Annotated in this window: 26 protein-coding genes; 14 read left to right on the top strand and 12 right to left on the bottom strand. The window is 32.9% G+C overall.

Going from position 1 to position 24222, the window contains the following annotated elements; all coding sequences use genetic code 11:
• Window positions 1-2 precede the first annotated feature (2 nt).
• Together K5V07_RS10295 and K5V07_RS10290 are read right to left on the bottom strand one after the other, a co-directional pair.
• Entirely contained in the window at window positions 3-1007 is a 1005-nt protein-coding gene (locus tag K5V07_RS10295) for a bifunctional oligoribonuclease/PAP phosphatase NrnA (protein ID WP_144892835.1), read from the bottom strand.
• A gap of 59 nt (window positions 1008-1066) precedes the next feature.
• On the bottom strand, window positions 1067-2329 hold the full coding sequence (locus K5V07_RS10290) for a chloride channel protein (RefSeq protein WP_221917420.1): 1263 nt from the start codon (window positions 2327-2329) through the stop codon (window positions 1067-1069).
• Between the two features lie 356 nt (window positions 2330-2685).
• On the opposite strand from K5V07_RS10290, the gene K5V07_RS10285 reads away from it, so the two are divergent.
• The gene (locus tag K5V07_RS10285; RefSeq protein WP_144892831.1) at window positions 2686-3354 is read left to right on the top strand and encodes a hypothetical protein; all 669 of its coding nucleotides are present in this window, start codon (window positions 2686-2688) and stop codon (window positions 3352-3354) included.
• 85 nt (window positions 3355-3439) lie between these two features.
• On the opposite strand, the gene rplT is transcribed toward K5V07_RS10285, so the two are convergent.
• From rplT to K5V07_RS10255, 6 genes are all read right to left on the bottom strand, one after another.
• Window positions 3440-3784, bottom strand: coding sequence for a 50S ribosomal protein L20 (gene rplT, locus K5V07_RS10280; RefSeq protein WP_086453231.1), 345 nt, complete (start codon window positions 3782-3784; stop codon window positions 3440-3442).
• 174 nt (window positions 3785-3958) lie between these two features.
• On the bottom strand, window positions 3959-4156 hold the full coding sequence (gene rpmI, locus K5V07_RS10275) for a 50S ribosomal protein L35 (protein ID WP_022827375.1): 198 nt from the start codon (window positions 4154-4156) through the stop codon (window positions 3959-3961).
• A 116-nt stretch (window positions 4157-4272) separates the two neighbouring features.
• A complete protein-coding gene (infC, locus tag K5V07_RS10270) occupies window positions 4273-4830 on the bottom strand; it encodes a translation initiation factor IF-3 (RefSeq protein WP_370514380.1) in 558 nt (185 codons plus the stop codon).
• Window positions 4831-4846: 16 nt separating this feature from the next.
• Window positions 4847-6793, bottom strand: coding sequence for a threonine--tRNA ligase (thrS, locus tag K5V07_RS10265; RefSeq protein WP_144892829.1), 1947 nt, complete (start codon window positions 6791-6793; stop codon window positions 4847-4849).
• A 170-nt stretch (window positions 6794-6963) separates the two neighbouring features.
• Window positions 6964-7572 carry a hypothetical protein gene (locus K5V07_RS10260; protein WP_221917419.1) on the bottom strand — a complete coding sequence of 203 codons (609 nt, stop codon included), beginning with the start codon at window positions 7570-7572 and terminating at the stop codon, window positions 6964-6966.
• A complete protein-coding gene (locus K5V07_RS10255) occupies window positions 7569-8072 on the bottom strand; it encodes an RNA polymerase sigma factor (protein ID WP_144892825.1) in 504 nt (167 codons plus the stop codon). The genes K5V07_RS10260 and K5V07_RS10255 overlap by 4 nt, the downstream gene beginning before the upstream one ends.
• Window positions 8073-8202: 130 nt before the next feature.
• Between K5V07_RS10255 and K5V07_RS10250 the strand changes: the two genes are divergently transcribed.
• From K5V07_RS10250 to K5V07_RS10190, 13 genes are all read left to right on the top strand, one after another.
• A complete protein-coding gene (locus K5V07_RS10250) occupies window positions 8203-9414 on the top strand; it encodes a glycosyltransferase family 2 protein (RefSeq protein ID WP_221917417.1) in 1212 nt (403 codons plus the stop codon).
• 84 nt (window positions 9415-9498) lie between these two features.
• Entirely contained in the window at window positions 9499-10806 is a 1308-nt protein-coding gene (locus K5V07_RS10245; protein WP_221917416.1) for a dihydrolipoamide acetyltransferase family protein, read from the top strand.
• Between the two features lie 140 nt (window positions 10807-10946).
• Window positions 10947-11723, top strand: a complete 777-nt coding sequence (locus tag K5V07_RS10240) for a 3'-5' exonuclease (protein ID WP_221917415.1) — start codon at window positions 10947-10949, stop codon at window positions 11721-11723.
• A 39-nt stretch (window positions 11724-11762) separates the two neighbouring features.
• A complete protein-coding gene (locus K5V07_RS10235) occupies window positions 11763-12374 on the top strand; it encodes a fumarylacetoacetate hydrolase family protein (RefSeq protein WP_144892819.1) in 612 nt (203 codons plus the stop codon).
• Window positions 12374-12718 carry an Hpt domain-containing protein gene (locus K5V07_RS10230; protein ID WP_144892818.1) on the top strand — a complete coding sequence of 115 codons (345 nt, stop codon included), beginning with the start codon at window positions 12374-12376 and terminating at the stop codon, window positions 12716-12718. Before K5V07_RS10235 ends, K5V07_RS10230 begins: the two co-directional genes overlap by 1 nt.
• A 222-nt stretch (window positions 12719-12940) precedes the next feature.
• Complete coding sequence (locus K5V07_RS10225) at window positions 12941-13498, top strand: hypothetical protein (protein ID WP_221917414.1); 558 nt, start codon at window positions 12941-12943, stop codon at window positions 13496-13498.
• A 50-nt stretch (window positions 13499-13548) separates the two neighbouring features.
• A complete protein-coding gene (locus K5V07_RS10220) occupies window positions 13549-14799 on the top strand; it encodes a CinA family nicotinamide mononucleotide deamidase-related protein (protein ID WP_221917412.1) in 1251 nt (416 codons plus the stop codon).
• Window positions 14800-14874: 75 nt separating this feature from the next.
• A complete protein-coding gene (gene rpmB / locus K5V07_RS10215; protein WP_024980263.1) occupies window positions 14875-15111 on the top strand; it encodes a 50S ribosomal protein L28 in 237 nt (78 codons plus the stop codon).
• A 27-nt stretch (window positions 15112-15138) separates the two neighbouring features.
• Window positions 15139-15321: a 50S ribosomal protein L33 gene (gene rpmG / locus K5V07_RS10210; protein ID WP_007805817.1), complete on the top strand. Its 183-nt coding sequence runs from the start codon at window positions 15139-15141 to the stop codon at window positions 15319-15321.
• Between the two features lie 71 nt (window positions 15322-15392).
• A complete protein-coding gene (locus tag K5V07_RS10205; protein WP_082014152.1) occupies window positions 15393-15545 on the top strand; it encodes a DUF4295 domain-containing protein in 153 nt (50 codons plus the stop codon).
• A 125-nt stretch (window positions 15546-15670) separates the two neighbouring features.
• Entirely contained in the window at window positions 15671-16624 is a 954-nt protein-coding gene (gene ftsY, locus K5V07_RS10200) for a signal recognition particle-docking protein FtsY (protein WP_221917410.1), read from the top strand.
• Window positions 16625-17131: 507 nt separating this feature from the next.
• On the top strand, window positions 17132-17572 hold the full coding sequence (locus K5V07_RS10195; protein WP_221917409.1) for a hypothetical protein: 441 nt from the start codon (window positions 17132-17134) through the stop codon (window positions 17570-17572).
• Window positions 17553-17849, top strand: a complete 297-nt coding sequence (locus K5V07_RS10190) for a DUF721 domain-containing protein (protein WP_144892810.1) — start codon at window positions 17553-17555, stop codon at window positions 17847-17849. The genes K5V07_RS10195 and K5V07_RS10190 overlap by 20 nt, the downstream gene beginning before the upstream one ends.
• A gap of 117 nt (window positions 17850-17966) precedes the next feature.
• Here K5V07_RS10190 and K5V07_RS10185 read toward each other — a convergent pair whose 3' ends face one another.
• From K5V07_RS10185 to K5V07_RS10170, 4 genes are all read right to left on the bottom strand, one after another.
• Window positions 17967-18386 (bottom strand): nucleoside-diphosphate kinase, encoded by a 420-nt coding sequence (locus K5V07_RS10185; protein WP_072941331.1) that lies wholly within the window; start codon window positions 18384-18386, stop codon window positions 17967-17969.
• 120 nt (window positions 18387-18506) lie between these two features.
• On the bottom strand, window positions 18507-19778 hold the full coding sequence (locus K5V07_RS10180) for an acyltransferase family protein (protein WP_221917407.1): 1272 nt from the start codon (window positions 19776-19778) through the stop codon (window positions 18507-18509).
• A gap of 16 nt (window positions 19779-19794) precedes the next feature.
• The gene (gene bshC, locus K5V07_RS10175) at window positions 19795-21387 is read right to left on the bottom strand and encodes a bacillithiol biosynthesis cysteine-adding enzyme BshC (RefSeq protein WP_221917406.1); all 1593 of its coding nucleotides are present in this window, start codon (window positions 21385-21387) and stop codon (window positions 19795-19797) included.
• Between the two features lie 323 nt (window positions 21388-21710).
• The gene (locus K5V07_RS10170; protein ID WP_221917405.1) at window positions 21711-24191 is read right to left on the bottom strand and encodes a T9SS type B sorting domain-containing protein; all 2481 of its coding nucleotides are present in this window, start codon (window positions 24189-24191) and stop codon (window positions 21711-21713) included.
• Between the last annotated feature and the right edge of the window lie 31 nt (window positions 24192-24222).

Genomic DNA, 24222 nt, shown 5'->3' with positions numbered 1-24222 from the left:
GTTTAGATGCTTATTTTTGTTAGTAAATCTTCAAATTTCTTTTGGGTTTCTTCCATTGTAAGTTCTGATTTTCCTCCAGCTGCATTGCGATGTCCACCGCCGTTAAAATTTTCTCTTGCAAATTGATTAACATCAAAATCACCTTGTGAACGAAACGAAATTTTAATAATTTTTTCTTCTTTATTTTCTATAAAGATAGCTGCAAAATGTATTCCTTGTATGCTTAAACCATAATTTACAATTCCCTCAGTGTCTCCTTTTACATAATTAAACGAGTTCAATTCATCTTGTGTTAGAGTTGTATACGCTGTTTTATGCTCAGGATGAATAATCATGTTTTGAAGCGCTCTACCTAATATTTGGAGTCTTCCATAAGAGCTATTGTCAAATAGTAAACTCGGAATTTCTGTATTTTGAACGCCTAAATCAATAAGTTCTGCAACAATTCTATGTGTTGTTCCAGTGGTTTTAGGAAATTTAAACGAACCAGAATCGGTAAGTATTCCCGTATAAATGCAGGTGCCTATTGTGAAATCGATGTCATCTTTTTTACCTAATGCGGTAATAAAATTATAAAGCATTTCACAAGTAGATCCAAATGCAGTGTCAGAGTAGGTAACAGCAGCGTAGTCATCTGGATTTTGATGATGATCAATCATGATAAATGGAGATTGAAGCTGTGCTAACACATTTTCCATTTCTCCAGTTCTGTGCAAAGCATTAAAATCTAATGTAAAAATTAGTTCAGCTTCTTGTAATAGTGCTGTGCAGTTTTCTCTATCTTTCTCGTAAATTTTAATTTTGTCAGCTCCCGGCATCCAAGCTAGAAAATCAGGGAACTCATTAGGAGAAATTACAGTAGGGTAGTGGTGGTTTTTTAGTAAAAAATGATAAAGTCCTAATGTAGAACCCATCGCATCGCCATCTGGACCTCGGTGCGGGATTATTGCAATTTTTTTAGGCGTTGATAACAACTCTTGTACGGCTTGAATATCTTGTATTTTCATAGAATGCGAAATTACATTTTTTTAATCTAATGTTGAAATCATTTCTACAAATTACCAAACTATATACCTCTTAATAACCGTATTTTTTTCAAGCAAAAAGCATACAACGTATATTTTAGTCCTATTCTTAATTGAGATGTGTAAATCCCCGTAGAACCTGAACAAAAATAGGCCATACTACAAGCAATACATAAAAATAAACCAGCCTCAATCCCAAAAAGTTCTATCCCCATTAAGGTGCAAGCTATAGGTGTATGCGTAGCACCAGATAATAAGGCGACAAATCCCATCCCTGCCAGTAAGCTTACGGGTAAGGGAACTACTAGAGATAAAGCGCTACCCAGAGTTGCTCCTATAAAAAATAACGGAGTAACTTCTCCACCCTTAAAACCACTTCCTAATGTGATTCCGGTTATAATTATTTTTAATAAAAAATCTTTTGGCAAACTAGTAGTTGTAAAGGATTCTGCAATTACGGGTAGTCCTAGTCCTGTATAGCGTGTCATATCAAAACAATAAAAAAGTATAACAAGAAATGAGCCTCCCACAAGCGGTCTCCAAGGAGCAAATGGAAAAGTAACGCTAAACAATCGATTCCAGTAATGAGCACTTTTTGAATAAAGCATTGCGGTCAAGCCAAAAAGAAGTCCAGCAACTAAAACCCATAAAAGTGTTTTAAATGTGATATTTGGAATTTCAAAAATATAATAAACGCTATGTTCTATTTGCCAAAGGTCTACGGTATAATTCGCTATAAAGGCTACTAAAAATACAGATAAGATGCTTTTTAAATTTATTCTTTTAAAACAGACAATTTCTAATGCAAAAATTGCGCCTGCTAGAGGTGTTCCAAAAACCGATGCAAATCCCGCACTAATTCCGAGAAGTATTAATATTTGAGATTCCTTTTTAGAGATTTTTTTTATTTTATTGAATTGATATGCTATTGCTCCTCCCATTTGAACTGCAGTACCTTCTCTACCTGCAGATCCTCCCAAAAGATGAGTTATTAATGTGCCCAAAAAAACCAAAAACCCCATTCGTAAAGGAACTCTTGTTTCAGGATTTTCATAAGCCATCAAAAGTAGATTATTTCCTTTGTAACTTTCGTTGCCTAGGTAGTGGTACAATAATCCTATTGCGAGTCCGCCTATTGGAAGCAACCAAAATAACATTTTGTGCACCGTAAATAATCGTGTAACCCAATCAAGGCTAAACAATAGCAGGGCAGAGGCTGATCCCGAGAATATCCCAATAAGGATACAAATGAGGGACCACAATAATAGGGATGCTATTTTTGTTTGATATTTAGAAAAATCCATCTGTTTAAGAGTTACAGCTTACAAAAGTATTATTTAAAGCCATATTATGATTTCTTGTAACATTTTTTTTGTGATCATTCGTTTCAATTCACGAAAAAAACATTTGACGTGCCTCGTGTAATTCATTTTCTTAGCACTTTGGTCTTGATATTTTGAAAAATATTTTAAAACAATTGTAATAATAGTTCTAGGCATGATTTTCTTCAATAGATTAAAATTAAAAGTGTAGCAAAATACTATTTGTATCAATCTAGAGTTATAAATGAAAGTTAAAAATTGGCTTGGTTTTTGAATTTAAAAGTATGGTTTCCTATTTTTAAAACTTAATAGAACTTATAATGATTGCACCACAAATTATGAAAAGGATTTTATTTACAATGATACTAATTGGTTCATTTTACAGTGGTTTTGCTCAGAGTGAATTTAATTCCAAGTTCAAAGCAATTCCGCCTAAAAATAACGCCCCAAAGATAAAGAAAACAATTCCTCCTAAAATTGATATTCCTCCTATCAATTCGCCTAAGCCGAATGTTAAACCACCCGTAACAAACCCAAATCTTACAAGTATTCCCGAAACGAAGCCATTAAAGCCTATTTCGATGATACCAACAAGCGAGTTTATAAACCCGGGAGATGTCTACAGAGATAAATTGAATAAGAAAGAAGATAATCCAGAAGGGATTGTATATCGAAGAAATCAAAACTTAGGGAACTACACCACAGGCTCTGTCTCGGCAAAGATTATGTATCGTGATGCGGCTTATGTTGATGGCGATTTAATACGAGTTTTTCTAAATGATAAAGTCATTCAAAACCAAGTGAATTTAGATAGTAATTTTAAAGGCTTTGAAATAGTTTTAGAAAAAGGTTTTAATAAAATTGATTTTGTAGCATTAAATCAAGGAAGCTCTGGGCCAAACACTGCAGAATTTAAAGTCTATGATGATAAAGGGGCATTGATATCAGCAAGTCAATGGAATTTAGGAACTGGTTTTAAAGCCACAATAATCCTCATTAAAGAATAGAATAATTCAGTTATACAAAAAAACCTCAATCATTGATTGAGGTTTTTTTTATAAGTAAGTAATCTAAATTGAGTTTATAAAACGTTTATTTTACTTTATTAAGTACTGCTTTGAAAGCTTCTGGGTGGTTCATAGCTAAATCTGCAAGAACTTTACGGTTCAATTCGATTCCGTTAGCTTTTACTTTACCCATGAATTGTGAATAAGACATTCCTTCTAATCTAGCTCCAGCGTTGATACGTTGAATCCATAAAGAACGGAAATTTCTTTTGTTCACTTTTCTATCACGGTAAGCGTAGCACATTGCTTTCTCTACCGCATTCTTAGCAACTGTCCAAACGTTTTTACGTCTACCAAAGAAACCTTTGGCTTGCTTCATTATTTTTTTTCTTCTTGCTCTTTTAGCAACTGAATTTACCGATCTTGGCATAATTTTATTGTTTTTTTTGTAGCAGGCGTCCTGAATTGAATCAAAGGAACTTAAAAGCCATACTCCAAGGTTATTTTAAATTGTTTTAACCTAAAGAAATCTTTAGTCAAATGTCAAAAGTCGAATGTCGAAAGTGTGTACTTTAGACTTTAAGACTTTCTACCTTTGGACTTATTAGATAATTCTTAATTGTTGTTTGATGCTTTTCATATCTGTTTTGTGAACTAACGCTGAATGTGTCAAAGCTAATTTACGTTTTTTAGATTTTTTAGTCAAGATGTGACTTTTAAAAGCATGCTTTCTTTTAATCTTTCCAGAACCAGTAACTTTAAAACGTTTCTTGGCGCTAGATTTGGTTTTCATTTTAGGCATTTTTTCCTAGTGTTTTAATTTATTCTTACTTACTTATATTATATAGTAGTAAAGTCTTTAAAGTCTTAAAGTCGAAAGTTAAATACTTTTGACTTTAAGACTTTTGACTTTAAGACTTATTTTTTCTTCTTAGGAGCAATAAACATGATCATTCTTTTTCCTTCAAGAACAGGCATAGCCTCTACTTTTCCAAATTCTTCCAGATCTGTTGCTAATCTCAATAATAAAATCTGACCTTGATCTTTGTAAATAATTGAACGCCCTTTAAAGAATACAAATGCTTTCAGCTTTGCGCCTTCTTTTAAGAATTTTTCTGCGTTTTTTCTTTTAAATTCATAATCATGCTCATCAGTTTGAGGACCAAAACGAATTTCTTTCACAACAACTTGTGTAGATTTCGCTTTTAAAACCTTATCACGTTTCTTTTGTTCGTAAACAAATTTCTTGTAATCCATGATTTTACAAACCGGTGGTTCAGCGTTTGGAGAAATTTCAACTAAATCCAATTCAAACTGATCTGCTAACCTTAGGGCTTCTGCAAGTTTAAAAACACCTGGTTCGATGTTTTCACCTACAAGCCTTACTTCTTGTACACCACGAATAAGGTTATTTATCCTGTGGGCATCTTTTTTTTCTACGCGAGGTTGGTAACCTCTGTTGCTTCTTATTGCTATGACTTTATAATTTAAGTTAAACTGTAAATACTTTCAATGTTTTGCTAATTTCTTCGTTTACAATAGCTGCAAATTCTTCTATTGTAACAGTTACATTTCCTTTTCCTTCTTGGCCGTGACGGCGTATAGAAATGGTCCCGTTTTTCTCTTCTTCCTCACCTACAATCAACATAAACGGTGTTTTTTGCATTTCGGCATCTCTAATTTTCTTTCCAATAGTTTCGTTTCTATTGTCAATTAGGGCGCGAATTTCGTGATTTTCTAGCAAATCTAAAACTTTTTTCGCATATATTTCATATTTCTCGCTCAATGACAATATTATAGCCTGTTCTGGCATAAGCCAAAGCGGGAAATTTCCTGCTGTGTGTTCTAACAATATCGCAATAAAACGCTCCATAGAACCAAAAGGTGCTCTGTGAATCATTACCGGACGGTGTAATTCATTATCAGATCCTTTATAGGTTAAATCAAAACGTTCTGGTAGGTTGTAGTCTACTTGTATAGTTCCTAATTGCCATTGTCTTCCAAGGGCATCCTTAACCATGAAATCTAACTTTGGACCGTAAAAAGCAGCTTCACCATATTCTACTACAGTGTTTAAACCTTTATCTGCAGCAGCATTGATGATTGCATTTTCTGCTTTTTCCCAATTTTCATCGGTACCAATGTATTTATCTCTATTTTCCTTATCTCTTAACGAAATTTGAGCTGTAAAGTTTTCAAATCCTAATGAACCAAATACATAAAGGACTAAGTCAATTACTTTTTTGAATTCTTCGTCTAATTGCTCTGGCGTACAAAAAATGTGTGCATCATCTTGAGTAAAACCTCTTACGCGAGTTAAACCATGTAATTCTCCACTTTGTTCGTAACGATATACAGTTCCAAATTCAGCATAACGTTTTGGTAAGTCTTTGTATGACCATGGACGAACATTGTATATTTCGCAGTGATGCGGACAGTTCATCGGTTTCAATAAAAACTCTTCGCCTTCAGCTGGTGTGTTAATTGGTTGAAAACTATCAGCTCCATATTTTGCATAATGACCTGACGTTACATACAATTCTTTTTGACCAATATGCGGAGTCACAACTTGCTCGTAACCTGCTTTTTTCTGGGCTTTTTTCAAAAACTGCTCCAATCGATCTCTCAAAGCCGCGCCTTTAGGTAGCCACAATGGCAATCCAGCACCCACTTTCTGTGAAAAGGCAAATAACTCAAGTTCTTTTCCAAGTTTTCTGTGGTCACGACGTTTTGCTTCTTCTAATAATTCTAAATATTCTGTCAGTTCTTTTTGTTTTGGGAACGATGTTCCGTAAACGCGAGTCAATTGTTTGTTTTTCTCATCACCTCTCCAGTAAGCACCAGCAACGCTCATCACTTTCATTGCTTTGATGATGCCGGTATTTGGAATATGTCCACCACGACACAAATCTGTAAAGGTGTCATGATCACAAAACGTAATTGTACCATCTTCAAGATTAGTAATCAGCTCTGTTTTGTAAACGTTGTCTTTGTATAATTCTAAAGCATCTGCCTTTGAAACGGGACGCAATTTAAATTCGTGTTTTCCTCTTGAAATTTCAAGAACACGGTCTTCAATTTTTTTGAAATCAGCATCTGTGATTTTATGATCTTCAAAATCTACATCATAGTAAAATCCATTTGAGATTGCGGGTCCTAGCGTTAATTTAATTCCAGGATACATTTCCTCAAGAACTTGCGCCATAACGTGTGAAGTAGAATGCCAAAATGCTTTTTTACCATCGGCGTCATTCCAAGTAAATAATGTAAGGCTACCATCCGTGGTTAGTGGGGTTGTTGTTTCAATTGTAGTACCATTAAAAGAGGCTGAAATTACATTTCTAGCAAATCCTTCACTGATGCTTTTTGCAACATCCATTGGAGTTGCTCCTGGAGCAAACTCTCTAACTGACCCATCGGGTAAAGTAATCTTAATCATTGTTTGTTATTTTAAGAATGCAAATATAGTCCATTACAAAAATACAAACAATAGTTGTGTATGTATTGTTTTATAAATAATTGTTTGGTTGAAGTTGAAGCAAGTAAAATTTGCTTGTGTTGTTTCTGTTTTATTTTAAAGGTGATAATTTTAGATAGTAATTTGATTTTTTACAAGTCAATTTTTTTTAATTCGCTGTAATTTTTGCTTAATCTGGATAAGAAAGTGCCGTAAACTAACTTATAAAAGCACCAAATAAAGCCCATTAAAAATAATCCAAAAACAAGTACCACCATAATACTTGAGGTGTCTAAAACGTCCGCATTTGTATTTGCGTCTTTCATACCTTCATTGAAACCTTGCAAGCCAACGTAAGTACCTGTTAGTCCACCAAAAATGATATTCCAAAAAATGTAGTACGTAACTACTTTTCTTGTTTTTAATATCTTTTTAATTAAATCTTTGGCCGAATTTAAAGTTGAAATGGATTTGTAATTTTTGTAGAATAGGATTATAAAACCAAAAATCACAACGTAATTAATGATTTCTAGAGTTTTTATTATGGGGTGTGCAATTACAAAAGCATCATATTCTTTGCTACTGATAAAAATAGATATCCCATTTAAAATCAAAAATTCTAAAATGCTAACAATTAGTATCCACTTCACTAATGAAGATGATTTTTTATGAATCATCACATAGATGTCGTTTGTAGAGACTTGTTCAAAAGTATTTCCTTCTTTTTGCCAGTTTTTTTTGAGTAAATCCAGTTCTTTCATGCTTCTAATGGATTTAATATTTTTTTTAATTTACCTTTTATTCTATTCATTTTTACTCTTGCGTTAACTTCGCTAATTCCCAATGTTTCTGATATTTCTTGGTAGTCTTTGTCTTCAAGATACATGAAGATCAATGCTTTTTCAATATCATTCAATTGATAAACCGCTTTGTACATTAATTTTAATTGTTCTTCCTCTTCATAATCATATTCTACATCATTAAGAAAATGTTGCCTGCCTTCAAACTCCACAGTACTTATGGAACGTTTTGTTTTTCGATATAAAGTGATTGCTGTGTTTAAGGCCACGCGATAAGCCCAAGTAGAAAATTTGCTGTCTCCTCTAAATTTAGGGAAAGCTTTCCATAACTGAATCGTAATTTCTTGGAACAAATCTTTATGCGCATCTTCACCATTAGTATACAATCTACAAATCTTGTGGATTATATTCTGGTTTTCTTGCAAAAGTTGCACAAAAGTCTGTTCTAGTTTTTCACTCATAATTACGTTAGTGGAGAGTTAATGGTTTTTGTTACACAAAATATGTTTTTTGTCGTCAAATTTTATACTAGCAATATTGATAAATAATATTCAAGTTTCTATTATTTGTTTTTCTCTGTACATTTGTCACATGTTACTATCTGTTATTATTCTTAATTACAATGTTCGGTACTTTCTAGAGCTTTGTTTAATCAGTGTTCAAAAAGCAATTGAAGGTATTGATGCCGAGATAATTGTGGTTGATAATAATTCTGTCGATGATAGTTGCGTAATGGTATTGCAACGATTTCCATCAGTGAAGTTAATTCAAAACAAATCGAATGTAGGTTTTCCAAAAGGGAATAATATAGGTGTCGACCATGCTTCTGGAGAGTATGTTTGTATCCTGAATCCAGACACGGTTGTGGCTGAAGATACTTTTTTAAAAATTCTAGAATTTGCAAATCAACAAGATCATTTAGGGATTGTAGGTTGTAAGCTTATTGATGGTTCTGGTGGTTTTCTTCCAGAGAGTAAGCGCGGAGTTCCTACTCCTTTTGTGGCTTTTACAAAGATTGCGGGTCTCTATAAACTTTTTCCTAAATCTAAAATCTTAGGCAAGTATTATGCAAATCATTTACAGGAGGAGGAAACTGGTAAAGTGGATGTTTTAGTCGGTGCTTTTATGCTTTTAAAACGAAAGTTGTACCTAGAATTAGGTGGATTTGACGAAGCTTGTTTTATGTATTCTGACGATATTGATTTGTCTTACATGGCGCTAAAAGGGGGGTATAATAATTATTACTTTGGTGTAACTACTGTTATTCATTATAAAGGAGAAAGTACTCATAAAGATGGCTTGTATATGAGGCGATTTTCAGAGGCGATGCACTTTTTTTATAAAAAACACTTCAGCGCTTCGAAATCTAAGTTTAAAATTAACGAACTTTTGTTTGCTTTTTTTATGAAAATAGGGGTTTCTCTATTTACAGTATACAAGACTATTCAAGGCAATTCATTATTCCAGAAAACAAAAAAGATAATTTCTCCGAAATATATTTTGTTTTCCAATGATCAAAGTTTACTTCAAAAAATGGAACGCTCGTTGCAAAAAAAAGTAAAATTTCATGATTTAAAAACAGAAAAAATGCTACTTTCGTCAATAGTGAAAGAGGAAACTAATGTTGAAATCATCCTTGATAATGAATTTATATCTTTTAAGGATTGTATCGCTATTCAGGAATCTTCAAAGAAAGAGGGATTTAACCAACGAATAACTTTTAAAATTAAGCCAAAAGCTACCGATTTTTTAATAGGAAGTAATAATAGTACATCACGTGGTGAAGTAGTTAAAATGACGTAAAAAATTATATTTAATGTAATTTATATTTGAAATATTTAGTAATTTCGCAAACTGAAAATCAATATCACCTTTTAGGTTAATAATATGGCAAGATATGAATTAAAACTTCCAAAAATGGGAGAAAGCGTTGCAGAAGCAACTATTACCAACTGGTTAAAAGAAGTTGGAGACAAGATTGAAGCTGATGAAGCGGTACTAGAGATTGCTACTGATAAAGTAGATAGTGAGGTACCAAGTGAGGTTTCGGGAGTTCTTGTAGAACAACTTTTTGGAAAAGATGATTTGGTACAAGTAGGTCAAACCATTGCAATCATTGAAACAGAAGGTACTGATGGTGGAAGTACTGAAGCAGCAGTTGCTACACCTGTGGCAGCTACTTCAATTGAAAAAGAAGTTGAGGCTGTAAAAAATACCATTGCTGCGCCAGTAGATTTTTCTAATTCAGAAAAATTCTTATCGCCGCTTGTTAAAAATATTGCAAAAGAAGAAGGTGTTTCTCTCGTTGAGCTTGAATCTATTACAGGTACTGGAAAAGAAGGTAGAGTTACTAAAAATGACATTCTAGATTATGTGAAAAATAGAGGCAACCAGCAAGTAGTTGCTGCACCGGCTCCAGTTGTAGAGAAAGTTATTTCTGCTGCTGTGCCTTTAGCTCAAAAAGCGGTACCAGTTTCTGTAAACGGTGGTGATGAAGTTATTGAAATGGACCGTATGCGAAAGTTAATCTCGGGTTATATGGTAGCTTCAGTTCAAACATCAGCGCATGTACAATCTTTTATTGAGGTTGATGTTACGAATATTGTAAAATGGAGAGAGAAAAATAAAAACGTATTTGAAAAACGCGAAGGTGAAAAGCTTACTTATACTCCTATATTTATGGAGGCTGTAGCCAAAGCTTTAAAAGATTTTCCAGGTATGAATATTTCTGTTGATGGCGATTACATCATCAAGAAAAAGAATATAAACTTAGGAATGGCTGCTGCCTTACCAAATGGTAACTTGATTGTTCCGGTCATTAAAAATGCTGATCAGTTAAATTTAGTAGGAATGGCAAAAGCGGTAAACGATTTAGGGAACCGTGCAAAAATGGGTAAATTAAAACCAGATGATACTCAAGGAGGAACCTATACGGTTACTAATGTTGGGACTTTTGGAAGTGTTTTTGGTACGCCAATTATAAACCAGCCACAAGTTGGTATTCTTGCCCTTGGAGCTATTCGTAAAGTACCTGCTGTTATTGAAACCCCGGAAGGAGACTTTATAGGAATTCGTCAAAAAATGTTCTTGTCACATAGCTATGATCATAGAGTAGTTGATGGTGCATTAGGAGGTAGTTTTGTAAAGCGTGTAGCTGAATATTTAGAGGCTTTTGATGCGGATAGAGCTGTTTAAATCACTTAAATCATAATTAAAACCCCTGATTGATATAAAAGTCTATCAGGGGTTTTATTTTTTATTCTGCTTTTATTAGTCTTTGTTTAGCTTTGGAATTAACTCCAAATTTTTATATTTGTCACATTCAAAAACAAAAAATGGAACTAAAACTTAATAAACCAATTTGCTTTTTCGATCTTGAAACTACTGGAATTGATATTGGAAAAGACCGAATTGTAGAAATATCAATATTCAAAGTTTTTCCCAACGGGAACAAGGAAAGCAAAACGTGGTTGGTAAATCCTACTATTCCTATTCCCGCACAAACTACAGCGGTTCATGGAATTACTGATGAAAAAGTGGCTAATGAGCCTACTTTTAATGAACTGGCAACGCAGGTGTACAATATGATTAAGGACAGTGATTTAGCTGGATTTAACTCAGATCGTTTTGATATTCCCTTATTGGCCGAAGAATTACTTCGTGCAGGAGTAGATTTTGACATGAAAAATAGGGTTTCAGTTGATGTGCAAACTGTTTTTCATAAAATGGAAGAGCGAACTTTAAGCGCAGCTTTAAAGTTTTATTGTGGTAAAAATCTTGAAAATGCCCATTCAGCTGAAGCAGATACCATGGCTACTTACGAGATTTTAAAAGCGCAATTAGACCGTTATCCAGAACTTGAAAATGACATGAAATCATTGTCTGAATTTACAACGCGAAAGAAAATTGCTGATTTTGCAGGAATGATTGCATTTGATAAAGACAATGAGGAGGTTTTTACCTTTGGAAAACATAAAGGTGCTAAAGTAGAAAAGGTCTTAGAAACAGAGCCAGGCTATTTTAGTTGGATTCAAAATGCTGATTTCCCTTTGTATACCAAGAAAGTTTTAACGGCGATTAAACTTCGAAAACTGAACAATAAATTAAGCTAATTTTGGAATCTTTCAATCATTAAATTTTTTAATTAAGAAATGAAAATAATCTGTATCGGTAGAAATTATACCAATCATATCGCAGAGTTGCATAATGAAAAGCCATCGGAGCCTGTTGTTTTTTTAAAACCAGATTCGGCTATTTTATTAAAACAACATCCTTTTGTTATTCCTGAATTTTCAAATGATGTGCATCATGAAATCGAGTTGATTGTTAAAATTAGTAAGGTTGGTAAATACATTGAACCTAAGTTTGCTCATAAATATTATGATGAAATAAGTGTTGGGATTGATTTTACAGCACGTGATTTACAAGAGAAATTAAAGTCAAAAGGATTGCCATGGGAAAAAGCAAAGGCATTTGATGGTTCTGCTGTTTTAGGGGATTTTTTACCTAAAAGTCAATTTTCTTCATTAGAAAATATTACATTTGAACTTCTTAAAAATGGAAAATCAGTTCAAAAAGGAGATTCAAGCTTGATGCTTTGGAAGATTGATGAATTGGTGTCTTACGTTTCGCAGTTTTTTACACTTAAAATTGGCGACGTAATTTTTACAGGAACTCCAGAAGGAGTAGCAGCTGTAAATCAAGATGACGTTTTAGAGGGATTTTTAGAAGGACAACAACTATTTAGAATACAAGTAAAATAATGGCTATACATTACAATCTATCAAAAGTGTACGCACTTTCAGATAATGACCCAGAATTTGTCAATGAAATATTGACTTTGTTTGTTACCGAAGTTCCAGAAGATTTATTGCAAATTAAAGAAGGTATCAAAAAGAAAGATCACAAGCATGCTTATGCATATGCACACAAGATAAAGCCAACTCTGGATTTAATGGGGATGAATGTTGCTTTTGAAGAAATTTTACAAATTGAAGCTTGGACAAAAGCCGAAGGAAAAAAGAAAGATATAAAAGAGACTTTTAAAAGTGTTAAAAACCAAGTTAATGATGCGGTAAAAGAAATCAAAAAAGATTTTGATGTGTAAATATTATAAAAAAAAGTGACCTTTTCGGGTCACTTTTTTTATAAATAATATCTGTAAAGTTGTAAATTAGTTTTGAATAATTGCGTCATTAATAAAAGCAAACTAACTGTGAAGTATTTTTTTTTCTCGTGCCTATTTTCATTGGTAACGTTCCATGCAAACTCTCAAAAAAAATATGTTTTTGATTATATCTTAGAATATGTTCATACATCTAATCAAGATATGAAAGTTCGAAATATCTTTCTTTTAACTAATTCTCAGGATGATTCTTATCAATGTGAAATAACGGAGGAGGATGAATCTAATTATAGTATGTATTTTGTTTCAACAGATGATTTTTCAAGTGATTCAATCATAGATAAAAATGAATTTCTTAAAGCAGAGTCTATTGTATTATTGTGCACTAGTGTTATGAAGCAAAAAAGTAAGGCAATCGACACTAAACGATTTAAATATACTATTTTGAGTGATACTATTATGTCAGGTAAAAGTTACACAAGATATTCTATGCAATATGTAAAGAGTCGAAAGAATAAAAAGTTTGATAAAGGTGTTGCGCAGTGTATTGTTGAGAGAAGTACGGAATTTTACAAACCTACATCGTTAATTTCTAGGGCTTTTGATATAAGGCTGAATAGTGAAGGTGTTCCTTTGGGTATCGCAAAGGAAGTTTTATTTAAGAGTTATAAGGCACGAGAATTTGATTATAAGTATATGTTAAAACAATTTGTTAAAATAAAAAAGTATATCATTATTCCGAAACAATGTGATGATATATAGTTATTGGTTCTTAAAATCCAATACGATAATTATATAATTAAAATTTACTAATGAAAGCAACCATAGTTACAATAGGTGACGAAATATTAATTGGTCAAATTACAGATACTAATTCGGGATTTATAGCTAAGGCTTTAGATAGAATTGGAATCGAAACAATAGAAATGTTATCTATAAGTGATGATAAAAACCATATTTTACAAACCTTGTCAAGATTGCAAAACACTGTTGATTTTGTCTTGCTTACGGGAGGGTTAGGGCCTACAAAAGATGATATTACAAAGAAAACGTTTTGTGATTACTTTGAAGATGAATTAATAGTTAATCAAGATGTTGAAAAGCATGTTGTAGCGCTTATTGAACGGGTTATGAATAGGCCAGCTTCACAAGTAAATAAAGATCAAGCGCTAGTTCCATCAAAATGTATAGTGCTTCATAATGAGGTAGGTACGGCACCCGGAATGTGGATTAAAAAAGAAAATACAGTTTATATTTCACTTCCAGGAGTTCCTTATGAAATGAAATATTTGGTAGAGCATGAGATAATTCCAAAGATTGTACAAGAGTATAAGCGTCCTTACATTATCCACAAAACTATTTTGACATACGGACAAGGTGAAAGTGTAGTGGCTGAGCGAATAGAGGAATGGGAAAATGCATTGCCTGTCTTTATAAAATTAGCCTACTTGCCAGCGCCAGGAAGAGTCCGTTTGAGGTTGACAGCACGTGGTACAGATAAAGAAATTCTAGAAGCAGCTATTCAAGAAAATGTAAATTCAGTAACTGAGATTATCAAGGACATTATTGTGGGTTTTGATGATGATGAAACGCTGGAAGTTGTTTTGGGATCTTTACTTACAAAGCATAATAAGACAATTGCAACTGCCGAAAGTTGTACTGGAGGAAAAATTGCACAAGTGTTAACAGCGGTAGCCGGAGCGTCAAAATACTTTAAAGGTGGCGTGGTTACTTATGATACGCAAGCCAAAATTGATGTTCTAGGGGTTTTAAAACAAGATATAGAAATTCATTCGGTGGTAAGTAAAGAAGTAGTCTCTGCTATGGCAGCAAGTGTAAAAGCCATAATGAAAACAGATTATGCAATTGCTACAACTGGAAACGCTGGACCCTTAAAAGGAGATTCAGATGTTGAAATTGGAACTGTTTTTATAGCAATTGCTACGCCAAGTGAAATAATTGTTGAGGAATTTAATTTTGGCCAACCCCTTGAAAAAGTGATAGATAGGGCTGTGATAAAAAGTTTAGAGCTAATGTATAAAGAAATTTTGAAAATTGTGTAAAATTATTGTTGGTTAATAGGTTTATTTTTCTTTTCTTTGCACCCTGATTTTGATTAACGATAAAAGATAAGTATAATGTCAAGAGTTTGTGACCTTACAGGTAAAAGAGCGATGGTAGGAAATAACGTTTCTCACGCTATGAACAAAACTAAGAGAAAATTTTCTGTGAACTTAGTTAAAAAGCGTTTTTATCTTCCAGAAGAAGATAGATGGATTACTCTAAGAGTAGCTGCATCTACGATAAAAACAATTAATAAAAATGGAATTGCTGCTGTTTTGAAAAAAGCACAGTCAGAAGGATTTATTAAATAATCCGTTCCACAATAAATATATAGCAAGATGGCAAAGAAAGGTAATAGAATCCAAGTAATTTTAGAATGTACAGAACACAAAACAACTGGTGTTGCGGGTACTTCAAGATACATCACTACTAAGAACAAAAAAAATACACCAGATAGATTAGAGATTAAGAAATTTAATCCAATCTTGAAGCGTGTAACTGTTCACAAAGAAATTAAGTAATAATTACAAATTTTATAAGGTTAAAATGTTTACGTTTCAAACCTAATTAAAATTTAAATAACATTTGAATCATGGCAAAGAAAACCGTAGCATCGTTACAAACATCTTCTAAGAGATTATCAAAAGCCATCAAAATGGTGAAATCTCCAAAAACAGGTGCATATACATTCGTAGAATCTATTATGACTCCTGAAGCTGTTGATGAGTTCTTGAAAAAGAAATAATTAACAGAGATACTATATAGAAAAGCTACTTTCATTCGGAAGTAGCTTTTTTATTTTCTATATTTACCCCGAAAAAAAACCAAGTGTTTTTTAAGACTTATAGTTCATTTTATACCCTACTTACAATGAGTTTTTTTAAAAAGATATTTTCATCAGAGAAAAAAGAGATACTAGATAAAGGTTTAGAAAAGTCAAAAACAAATTTCTTTTCAAAACTTACTAAGGCTGTTGCAGGAAAGTCTAAAGTAGATGATGAAGTTCTAGATAATCTAGAAGAAATTCTTGTTGCCTCTGATGTTGGAGTAAGTACTACGTTGAAAATCATTACTAGAATTGAAAAGCGAGTTGCGTCAGATAAATATTTAGGTATTTCTGAGTTGAATCAAATATTGAGAGAAGAAATAGCTGGCTTACTTTCTGAAACTAATACGGGCGAATCATCAGAGTTTTTAATTCCTGTTGATGTTAAACCTTATGTTATTATGGTGGTTGGTGTAAATGGAGTAGGGAAAACGACAACCATTGGTAAATTAGCATATCAATTCAAAAAGCAAGGATATAATGTAGTTTTGGGTGCTGCAGATACGTTTCGTGCCGCTGCGATAGATCAATTGCAAATTTGGGCAGATCGTGTTGGCGTTCCAATTGTGAGACAAGAAATGGGAAGTGATCCTGCTTCGGTGGCTTTTGATACTTTGCAATCAGCGGTAGCTCAAAAAGCAGATATTGTTATTATTGATACAGCAGGACGTTTGCATAATAAAATTAATTTGATGAATGAATTGTCTAAGGTGAAGCGTGTAATGCAAAAAGTGGTTGCCGATGCACCACATGATGTTTTATTAGTTCTTGATGGATCTACTGGACAAAATGCTTTTGAACAAGCAAAACAATTTACTGCTGCAACAGAAGTGAGTTGTTTAGCAGTTACTAAACTTGATGGTACTGCAAAAGGTGGTGTTGTTATCGGAATTTCTGATCAGTTTCAAATTCCAGTAAAATATATAGGAGTAGGTGAAGGTATTGAGGATCTTCAAGTTTTTAACAAATTGGAGTTTGTAGATAGTTTTTTCAAATAAATTGTTACTATGAATTTTTCTTCTATCAAAAACATGCCACCGCTATACTTTTATCTGATTAGTGTGTTGTGCTTTGTTGTAGCTAATCTTATTCGGGGGCAGTTCATCAGTTTGTATTATTTTTTGATTTTGGTGGGTTTGGCTTTTTTTGTGGCTGGCTTTTTGATTCGAATAAAGTCTAAGTAATACTTGGTTTTTATTTGGAGATCGGGAAACTAAAACCTGAATTCAAAACAAGATATGACGGATATATATTTCGAGTTTTCTTGTTTTTTAAGCGAATTGAACTAGTATCTTTTTATAAGTCTTTGTTGTATTGACAAAGCTATAGATACGTTTTTTTTATTTTTGGTTGGTATTTTACAACCTAATTACACAATTACAATTATAGTAGAATGGTCTAGCCCTGATGGAAGCGGCATCCTTTTTCTTGATACTACTGACGAAGGAAGGTAGCAAGAAAAAGATATAGCGGACAGCAGGAAATAGCTCCTAAAAAAAATAGATATGAAAAAGGTAGTTGGTTTTTTTGTTCTCATCTTGGTATTTTTGGCATGTAAGCAAAATATTAAAACCGAAGATGTTGCTCTGTTAAATGGATATTGGGAGGTTGAAAAAGTTGTTTTTGACTCTATTGAGGATAAGGAGTATAGGATGAATGAGGTTTACGATTATTTTAAGATTGTAAAAGAGAAAGGGATTAGAAAAAAAGTGATGCCACAACTTGATGGTACTTTTTTAGTGAATGATGTAGAGGAAAAAGTAGCTGTACGTTATGAGGATGACCGTGTTTTTATAGACTACACAACGCCTTATATGAAATGGAGTGAGGAAATTATAGCCTTAACAAATGAAGAGCTGGTGTTGTTGAATAAAGATAAAACGGAATACCATTATAAAAGAGCAACAGCAATAAACTTGATGGGCGATGGCAAAGAGATTAAATAATCAGAGTACTATAGGGGATGTTTTGAAACAAATAATCCAAGTGAATAAGTTACAACCTGGTATGGATCAAATTGACGTGAAAGATGCTTGGAAAAATCTTATGGGGAATGGTGTGAACAGTTATACGAATAATGTAGTTTTGAAAGGGAGCACGTTATATGTAGAGTTGACTTCATCTGTTTTGCGGGAGGAATTAAGTCACGGAAAGTCTAAAATCATTAAAATGATTAATGAGGAATTAAGACGCGATGTGGTGAAAGATGTGGTTTTGAGATAGTGTAAATTCACAGTGTTTAGTTTTCAATGAGATTGCAAATAAAAAATCCCGTTTCAATTATGAAACGGGATTTTCTGTTTTTATATGTCACTATTAACTGCGACTGAAAACTGAATACTAGAATTGCTCTCTTCCAGCAAAATGGAAAGCACCTTCAATAGCTGCATTTTCATCGCTATCAGAACCGTGAACTGCATTTTCTCCAATAGAAGTTGCGTATGCTTTACGGATAGTTCCTTCAGCAGCTTCAGCTGGGTTTGTAGCTCCAATTAAAGTTCTGAAATCTTCAACTGCATTGTCTTTTTCTAAAATTGCAGCAACGATTGGTCCTCTTGACATGAATTCAACTAATTCACCGTAAAAAGGTCTTGCAGCGTGAACAGCATAAAATGCTTGAGCATCAGCAACAGTAAGTTGTGTTAACTTTAAAGAAACGATTTTGAAACCTGCATTAGTAATCATAGCAAGTATGTTTCCGATGTGTCCATTAGCAACAGCATCAGGCTTGATCATTGTAAATGTTCTATTAGTAGCCATTTTTTTGTTTTTTTAAGTTTTTCGAATTGGGTGCAAAAGTAAACATTTTTTATGTGTTTATTTTAATAAATCACCAATTAAAAGGAGGTTGTTTAAGATTAATCAGGTCTTTTTTTTAAATTAAACCTTAAAGATTAATTGATGTTTATAAAATAGTCTTAAAATGAAAGACCAAATAGTTACATAGATCAAAGCTCCGGCTAAGGATGCCGTCATAGGATTATTAAAAATGGGTGCAATCCAAAAATGGTACAGATAATTTTGAAGATTGATTTGTTCAGAAGGGATTTCTGGATTTTGAAATTGAATCATTTCTAATGCTTGTGGAATTATTTCCGAAAAGAAGAATACAATCATTGGATTTACTCCCCAAAAAAGAAATAGTTTTGTCCACTTTTTATAGTTAGCAACATCAATTACATAATAGAAAATAGTTAACGAAAGTGTTGCTATGCCAGATGTGTATAAAACAAAAGAGCTCGTCCAAAGTGATTTATTTAAAGGAAATGTAATGCTCCATAAAAGCCCAAGAATAATAAGAATAATTCCAACAATTCCCATTTTTTTTACAATTTCCAGTTTAGGTATTGGACGATTGAGTAATTGACCTATGAGCAAACCTATTATTCCCGAAGCTATTGCAGGAATTGTACTTAGAATTCCTTCTGGATCCCAAGTTTTAGTAACCGCCCATACATGATTTTTTAAAAAGACGCTGTCAATCCATGATGCCAAATTAGTTTCTTTATCAAGATTTGCTAATCCAATTCCTGGGACTGGAATCAATGTCATTATTGCCCAATATCCTAGTAAAATTGTTGATGCTACTATGATTTGCGTTTTAAGCGTTGTTTTTAGAAATAAAAGCGATATTACAAAATATACAATTCCAATGCGCTGTAAAACTCCCGGTAGCCTGACGTCTTGATAAGCTTCAATTCCACTATATGCTAAGCATAAAAATATAACAAAAACACCAATAGCTAAATATGTTTTTACTCTTGCATTAAAACTACCCATTAGTGCATAACCTAAGGTAATTGCTATGATTATTCGTCCTATTAATAATGGAATTCCTTCTAGTCCAAAGATTTGTATTTTTCCAAAAAAATTAAAAAACATTCCTAAACAAAACATTCGTAAGGAGCGAATTAGTATTTTATTAAAGGTTATGTCATCAAAATTTTTTGTAGGCATTGCAAATGAAACCGCTACGCCCATTATAAAAATAAAAAAGGGAAAAACTAAATCTGTAGGAGTACAACCATTCCAATCTGAGTGTAATAAAGGAGGATAAACAGTCGCCCAGCTTCCTGGATTATTGACAATAGTCATCAATAAAATAGTAAATCCTCTAAATACATCCAGCGAAATTAGGCGTTCTTTTATCATTTATTCATTGTTTTTCTTAAGGAAATTTAATTATATCAAAATTAGATTGCAATGGTTTTAGCATTTGAATCAATTGCGGAATTAAATTTTCGCCATATTCAAGGTAAAATTCTGAAAAATTATTTTGTCGTTCCTGTAAACTTTGATTTGGGAAAAGTTCGTTTTGTAAATCAGTAATACGCTGTAATACATCACTTAAAGTCCTTTTTTGAGCTTTTAGTAAACGTTTTTCTAGGTTTTCTAATCCCTTTATTTGTTTGGCCTCCTGAGCTTTTAGGGCTCCCATAAAAGATTGATCGGTTTTTGTGGCAAGTTGATGAAGCGTATCAAATTGTTGTTTTAATTGCTCTTTTAAATCTTTTAGATCAATTTGAATATCTGATAATTCTTTAGTTTTATTGTTTCTTAAGTCGTTTTGTTTTGAAAACAAGTCGGACCAACTCAAGTTTAATTGATCTGCTTTTTTAGCTTGTTTTTCGGTTGCTAATAAAACAGAATTCCTTAGCAGAAGCATTGGAAAAGTAATTTTTGAAGCAGCAAAAAAAGATTTGAGTTCTAACCAATAGGCAATTTCTCCGCCTCCGCCAATATAGCAAAGATTTGGTAAAATTACTTCTTGATATAGGGGTCTCATGATCACATTTGGACTGAATTTTTCTGGATTATTTTCTAAAAGGGATAGTATTTCTGTTTCAGAAAACTCTAGTTTAGTGTGGTTTATTTTGTATTTATTGTTTTCAAAGATGATGCGTTCCCGGATGTTATCTTCAATATAAAACAGATTTATTTCTCTCGGATTTACCTGAATGGTGTACTCTTTTAATTTTTCAGCGGTTTCGAGTACTAATTTATGAGAAGTTTGCTGCAGTAATTCTTCTTTGATGTATTGAATAAAGCTGCGCTTTAAGTCAGCATTATCGGCATCAATGATTACCAAGCCATAATTCCCAAATAGCGCATTGGCTAAAAACCGAGTAGCATCGGCGAGATTATCGTGTTTGAGATAAGAATCTTCAAATGATTTTTTGAGGGTATTTGCATTTATACTGGAACCTAATTCGAGTGCATATACTTCAAGGAAATCTGCTAAGCCTTCAGTTGATAATCTACCCACAGGTCCTGAGCTTTCTTTGTTCCAACGGAATTTTTTACCTTTAAAATTGAAATAATTGATTTCTTCAAAATCATGATCCTCGGTTGCCATCCAGTAAATAGGGACAAAATTGTATGTTGGATATTTCGCTTTTAATTCTGTTGTTAAATTAATTGTCGAAATGATTTTATACAAAAAATACAAGGGTCCGCTGAATAAATTCAGTTGATGACCAGTTGTAACAGTGAATGTATTTGAATTATTTAAAGATTCAATATTTTGTTTAGTCAAAACGGAAGTTTCAACTTTTAAATATTGTTTTTGTAAAGTAGAAACTAAAATGGATCTGTTGCTATTGTCGAAATTATTTTGCTTTTCAAGAATTTGCTCTTCAAAGTTTTCAAGATTTGGAAATCTATTGTACAGGGTATCTAAATTGTTTTTTTGATCTAAATAATCGTTCATCAAGGTAGAGAAATATCCGGAATTTTGATAGCTGATACAGTCGGTTGGCATGTTTTGAGTTTCTAAATTTGTCGCTAAAGTAATAAAAAGTAAAGTTAGTTAATTTTGGTTTAAGATATGTTTAGGATAAGTCTATTTTTAAATGACAAAGAATCTATTTTTAACCTTTATTTTTGCAACAAAACAATCTCTCTTTTGAAAACAAAACTTTTTCTAATCACGCCGCCTTTTACGCAATTGAATACGCCCTATCCAGCAACGGCTTATATTAAAGGGTTTTTGAATACCAAAAACATTGTATTAGAGAATAATATAAATTTTAATATCCAAATTGCATATTAAAGGTCTTCTAAGTTTATTTTGAAGACCTTTTTTTATCGTTTTAAGCTAAAGTGACTTTTAAATTCAGAACCGTTTTTTCGAATAACCGTAAACCAATAGTCACTAGCTGGGTGCATATAACCAAGATATGTTCCATCCCAAGAATCATTATTTCTTAATTCTTTGACCAGTTTACCATAGCGATCAAATATTCTAATGGACGAGTTGGGTTCTAAATAATTAAAATCGATTGTCCATGTATCGTTGAAGTTATCATTATTTGGTGTAAAGAATTTTGGATATGGAAGTTCATCTACCAAATTAATACATTCATCATTTGTGGCATCGAGAATAGTAATCAAAATTGAGATTTTGTTACTTTCGCAATTGTTTATAGTTTGGGAGGCGTAATAGGTTATTCGATTAGTTAGTAAAGTGGATTCAGGTAAACTTATCGAAGACGTGAGACTATCGAACCAATTTATGTTTTGTCCTAAAATTGAAATATCACTAATTTTCGCATTTTTTTGAACGCAAAAGGATTGTATTGCTTCTGCTGTTGGAGGAGCAGTATCTTGAATAGTTGGAGTAACCGCTAGTCGTTCACTTTCACAACCATTAATTGTTTGTGTTGTAAAGTAGGTTTTTCCGTTTTGGAGAGGAGTCGTGTTTGATAAAATGTTGCCGCTTACTTGAGTATCATACCACTTGATGGCTGTTCCAGAAATAGTTAAGTTAGAAAGAAGTGGGTTTTCGTAGATACAAAATTGTTGATTGCTTTTAGCTAATGGTAATGGTGTATCCTGAATTCTAATTAGAATTGGAATTCTACTACTTTCACAACCTATGGTTTGAGAAGCATAGTAAGTAGTATTGTTTACTAATATTTTGTCATTAGGGAGAGCAACTGTCGCTATAATACTATCATACCATTTTATATTTTGTCCTGACATTTGGATAGTACCAAGTGTTGCATTTTCATTTTTACAGAAGGATTGAAAGGCATTTGCAGTTGGGCTAGCTGGAGTATCTACAATTGAAACTGTAATTCCTAATCGCGGGCTTTCGCAATTATTAATGGTTTGAGAAGCGTAATAAGTTGTGCCATCAATAAGATTTGTAGTTGCTGCTATGGAAGAACCATTCCTAGATGCATCGTACCATTTTATATTACTTCCAGTTGCTTGAATTGCTTCAATTGTTGGATTTTGATTACTACAAAAGGTTTGATTTGTATTTGCAATTGGTGTGGATGTATTTTGAATATTTATTAAAACAGCAGTTCTCTCACTTTCGCACCCGTTTAAAGTTTGTGATGCATAGTAAGTAATGCCGTTTTGCAAAGAAGTACTATTATCAAGTATATTTCCATTGATTAAAGCATCATACCATTTTACATTTTGCCCAGTGATGGCAATCGAATTTAAAGTTGCATTTTGTTGGATGCAAAAGGTTTGGGGAGAGTTTGAAACAGGCAAAGGTTGAGCATTAATAATTACCTTTTGCTCTTGAGTAACCGAATTTCCATTTCCATCTTGATAGTTCCAAACAATCGTGTAAGTTCCTGGTAAAATATAAGAAAGCGGACTTGAAGAAGTAGCTGTAATTGTTCCTGCACAAGTAGCTGTGGCAGTTGGAATTGTTGTAATTGAGGTATTACAGTCTCCTGAAATAGTAGGTAATGTTGTTAAATCGGGGATGGGTGCATCTGTATCTCCAATAAGAACATCTATACTTTTTGTGTCATCACAACCTCCTGTTCCTGTAATGCTACAAAAATACTTGCCACTATTTATGGCAGTAGCACTAGTAATTGTAGGGTTTTGTAGTGATGAAGTAAACCCATTGGGACCAGTCCAGGAATAATTGGTTCCACCTGAGGCCTTAAGTTCAAGAGTAGCTCCTGTGCATATTGGATTATTACTAGTGACGGTAATATTAGAAACACAGTCTTTGAATTTTATCAAAAAAGTATCAATATCTCCATTTTTATTTTTTTGAAAAGCATCTGCTGAAGCAATGTTAGTGTTACTGTATGTCCATCCAGATATATAAAAAACACCATTTTTTTCGTATGCGATGTCTCCAGAATAATCTGCGCGTTCTCCTCCATAGTAGGTTCCCCAAATTCTTTCACCAGTAGGTTTAAACTTTATTAAGTATAAATTTGAATAACCTTTCAAATTTTCTTGGTAAGACCCGACTGTTGAAATGTTATTTTCACTAGTACCACTACTGAAAAGATAAATTGAATTATTTTCATCGATGTTTATTGTATTATTTCCCAAATTGCCATCAGATCCTGATCCTCCATAAAATGTACTCCAAATTAACTTTCCATTATTTGTAAATTTTGCAAGATAAATGTCCCATTCACCATTATTGTTTTGTGAGTATGAATTAGTGTTTCCAATACCATCAATACTTCTTGTTTGACCAGAAATTATGAAATTATTGTCATTATCTATTTTTAAATCACTATTAAAATCGTAGTCGAGTCCTCCATAATAAGTACCGAATAGTCTTTCTCCCATAGAATTGAATTTTACAACAAATGAATCATGC

It is taken from the genome of Flavobacterium sp. CHNK8 (assembly GCF_019774515.1).
GTDB lineage: Bacteria > Bacteroidota > Bacteroidia > Flavobacteriales > Flavobacteriaceae > Flavobacterium > Flavobacterium tiangeerense.
This window is presented reverse-complemented; position numbering and strand designations above follow the sequence as displayed.

Coding starts and splice junctions, on each gene's coding strand:
- K5V07_RS10295 (WP_144892835.1), bottom strand. CDS start 1,007: ATGAAAATACAAGATATTCAAGCCGTACAAGAGTTGTTATCAACGCCT.
- K5V07_RS10290 (WP_221917420.1), bottom strand. CDS start 2,329: ATGGATTTTTCTAAATATCAAACAAAAATAGCATCCCTATTATTGTGG.
- K5V07_RS10285 (WP_144892831.1), top strand. CDS start 2,686: ATGAAAAGGATTTTATTTACAATGATACTAATTGGTTCATTTTACAGT.
- rplT (WP_086453231.1), bottom strand. CDS start 3,784: ATGCCAAGATCGGTAAATTCAGTTGCTAAAAGAGCAAGAAGAAAAAAA.
- rpmI (WP_022827375.1), bottom strand. CDS start 4,156: ATGCCTAAAATGAAAACCAAATCTAGCGCCAAGAAACGTTTTAAAGTT.
- thrS (WP_144892829.1), bottom strand. CDS start 6,793: ATGATTAAGATTACTTTACCCGATGGGTCAGTTAGAGAGTTTGCTCCA.
- K5V07_RS10260 (WP_221917419.1), bottom strand. CDS start 7,572: ATGAAAGAACTGGATTTACTCAAAAAAAACTGGCAAAAAGAAGGAAAT.
- K5V07_RS10255 (WP_144892825.1), bottom strand. CDS start 8,072: ATGAGTGAAAAACTAGAACAGACTTTTGTGCAACTTTTGCAAGAAAAC.
- K5V07_RS10250 (WP_221917417.1), top strand. CDS start 8,203: ATGTTACTATCTGTTATTATTCTTAATTACAATGTTCGGTACTTTCTA.
- K5V07_RS10245 (WP_221917416.1), top strand. CDS start 9,499: ATGGCAAGATATGAATTAAAACTTCCAAAAATGGGAGAAAGCGTTGCA.
- K5V07_RS10240 (WP_221917415.1), top strand. CDS start 10,947: ATGGAACTAAAACTTAATAAACCAATTTGCTTTTTCGATCTTGAAACT.
- K5V07_RS10235 (WP_144892819.1), top strand. CDS start 11,763: ATGAAAATAATCTGTATCGGTAGAAATTATACCAATCATATCGCAGAG.
- K5V07_RS10230 (WP_144892818.1), top strand. CDS start 12,374: ATGGCTATACATTACAATCTATCAAAAGTGTACGCACTTTCAGATAAT.
- K5V07_RS10225 (WP_221917414.1), top strand. CDS start 12,941: ATGAAAGTTCGAAATATCTTTCTTTTAACTAATTCTCAGGATGATTCT.
- K5V07_RS10220 (WP_221917412.1), top strand. CDS start 13,549: ATGAAAGCAACCATAGTTACAATAGGTGACGAAATATTAATTGGTCAA.
- rpmB (WP_024980263.1), top strand. CDS start 14,875: ATGTCAAGAGTTTGTGACCTTACAGGTAAAAGAGCGATGGTAGGAAAT.
- rpmG (WP_007805817.1), top strand. CDS start 15,139: ATGGCAAAGAAAGGTAATAGAATCCAAGTAATTTTAGAATGTACAGAA.
- K5V07_RS10205 (WP_082014152.1), top strand. CDS start 15,393: ATGGCAAAGAAAACCGTAGCATCGTTACAAACATCTTCTAAGAGATTA.
- ftsY (WP_221917410.1), top strand. CDS start 15,671: ATGAGTTTTTTTAAAAAGATATTTTCATCAGAGAAAAAAGAGATACTA.
- K5V07_RS10195 (WP_221917409.1), top strand. CDS start 17,132: ATGAAAAAGGTAGTTGGTTTTTTTGTTCTCATCTTGGTATTTTTGGCA.
- K5V07_RS10190 (WP_144892810.1), top strand. CDS start 17,553: ATGGCAAAGAGATTAAATAATCAGAGTACTATAGGGGATGTTTTGAAA.
- K5V07_RS10185 (WP_072941331.1), bottom strand. CDS start 18,386: ATGGCTACTAATAGAACATTTACAATGATCAAGCCTGATGCTGTTGCT.
- K5V07_RS10180 (WP_221917407.1), bottom strand. CDS start 19,778: ATGATAAAAGAACGCCTAATTTCGCTGGATGTATTTAGAGGATTTACT.
- bshC (WP_221917406.1), bottom strand. CDS start 21,387: ATGCCAACCGACTGTATCAGCTATCAAAATTCCGGATATTTCTCTACC.
- K5V07_RS10170 (WP_221917405.1), bottom strand. CDS start 24,191: ATGGGAGAAAGACTATTCGGTACTTATTATGGAGGACTCGACTACGAT.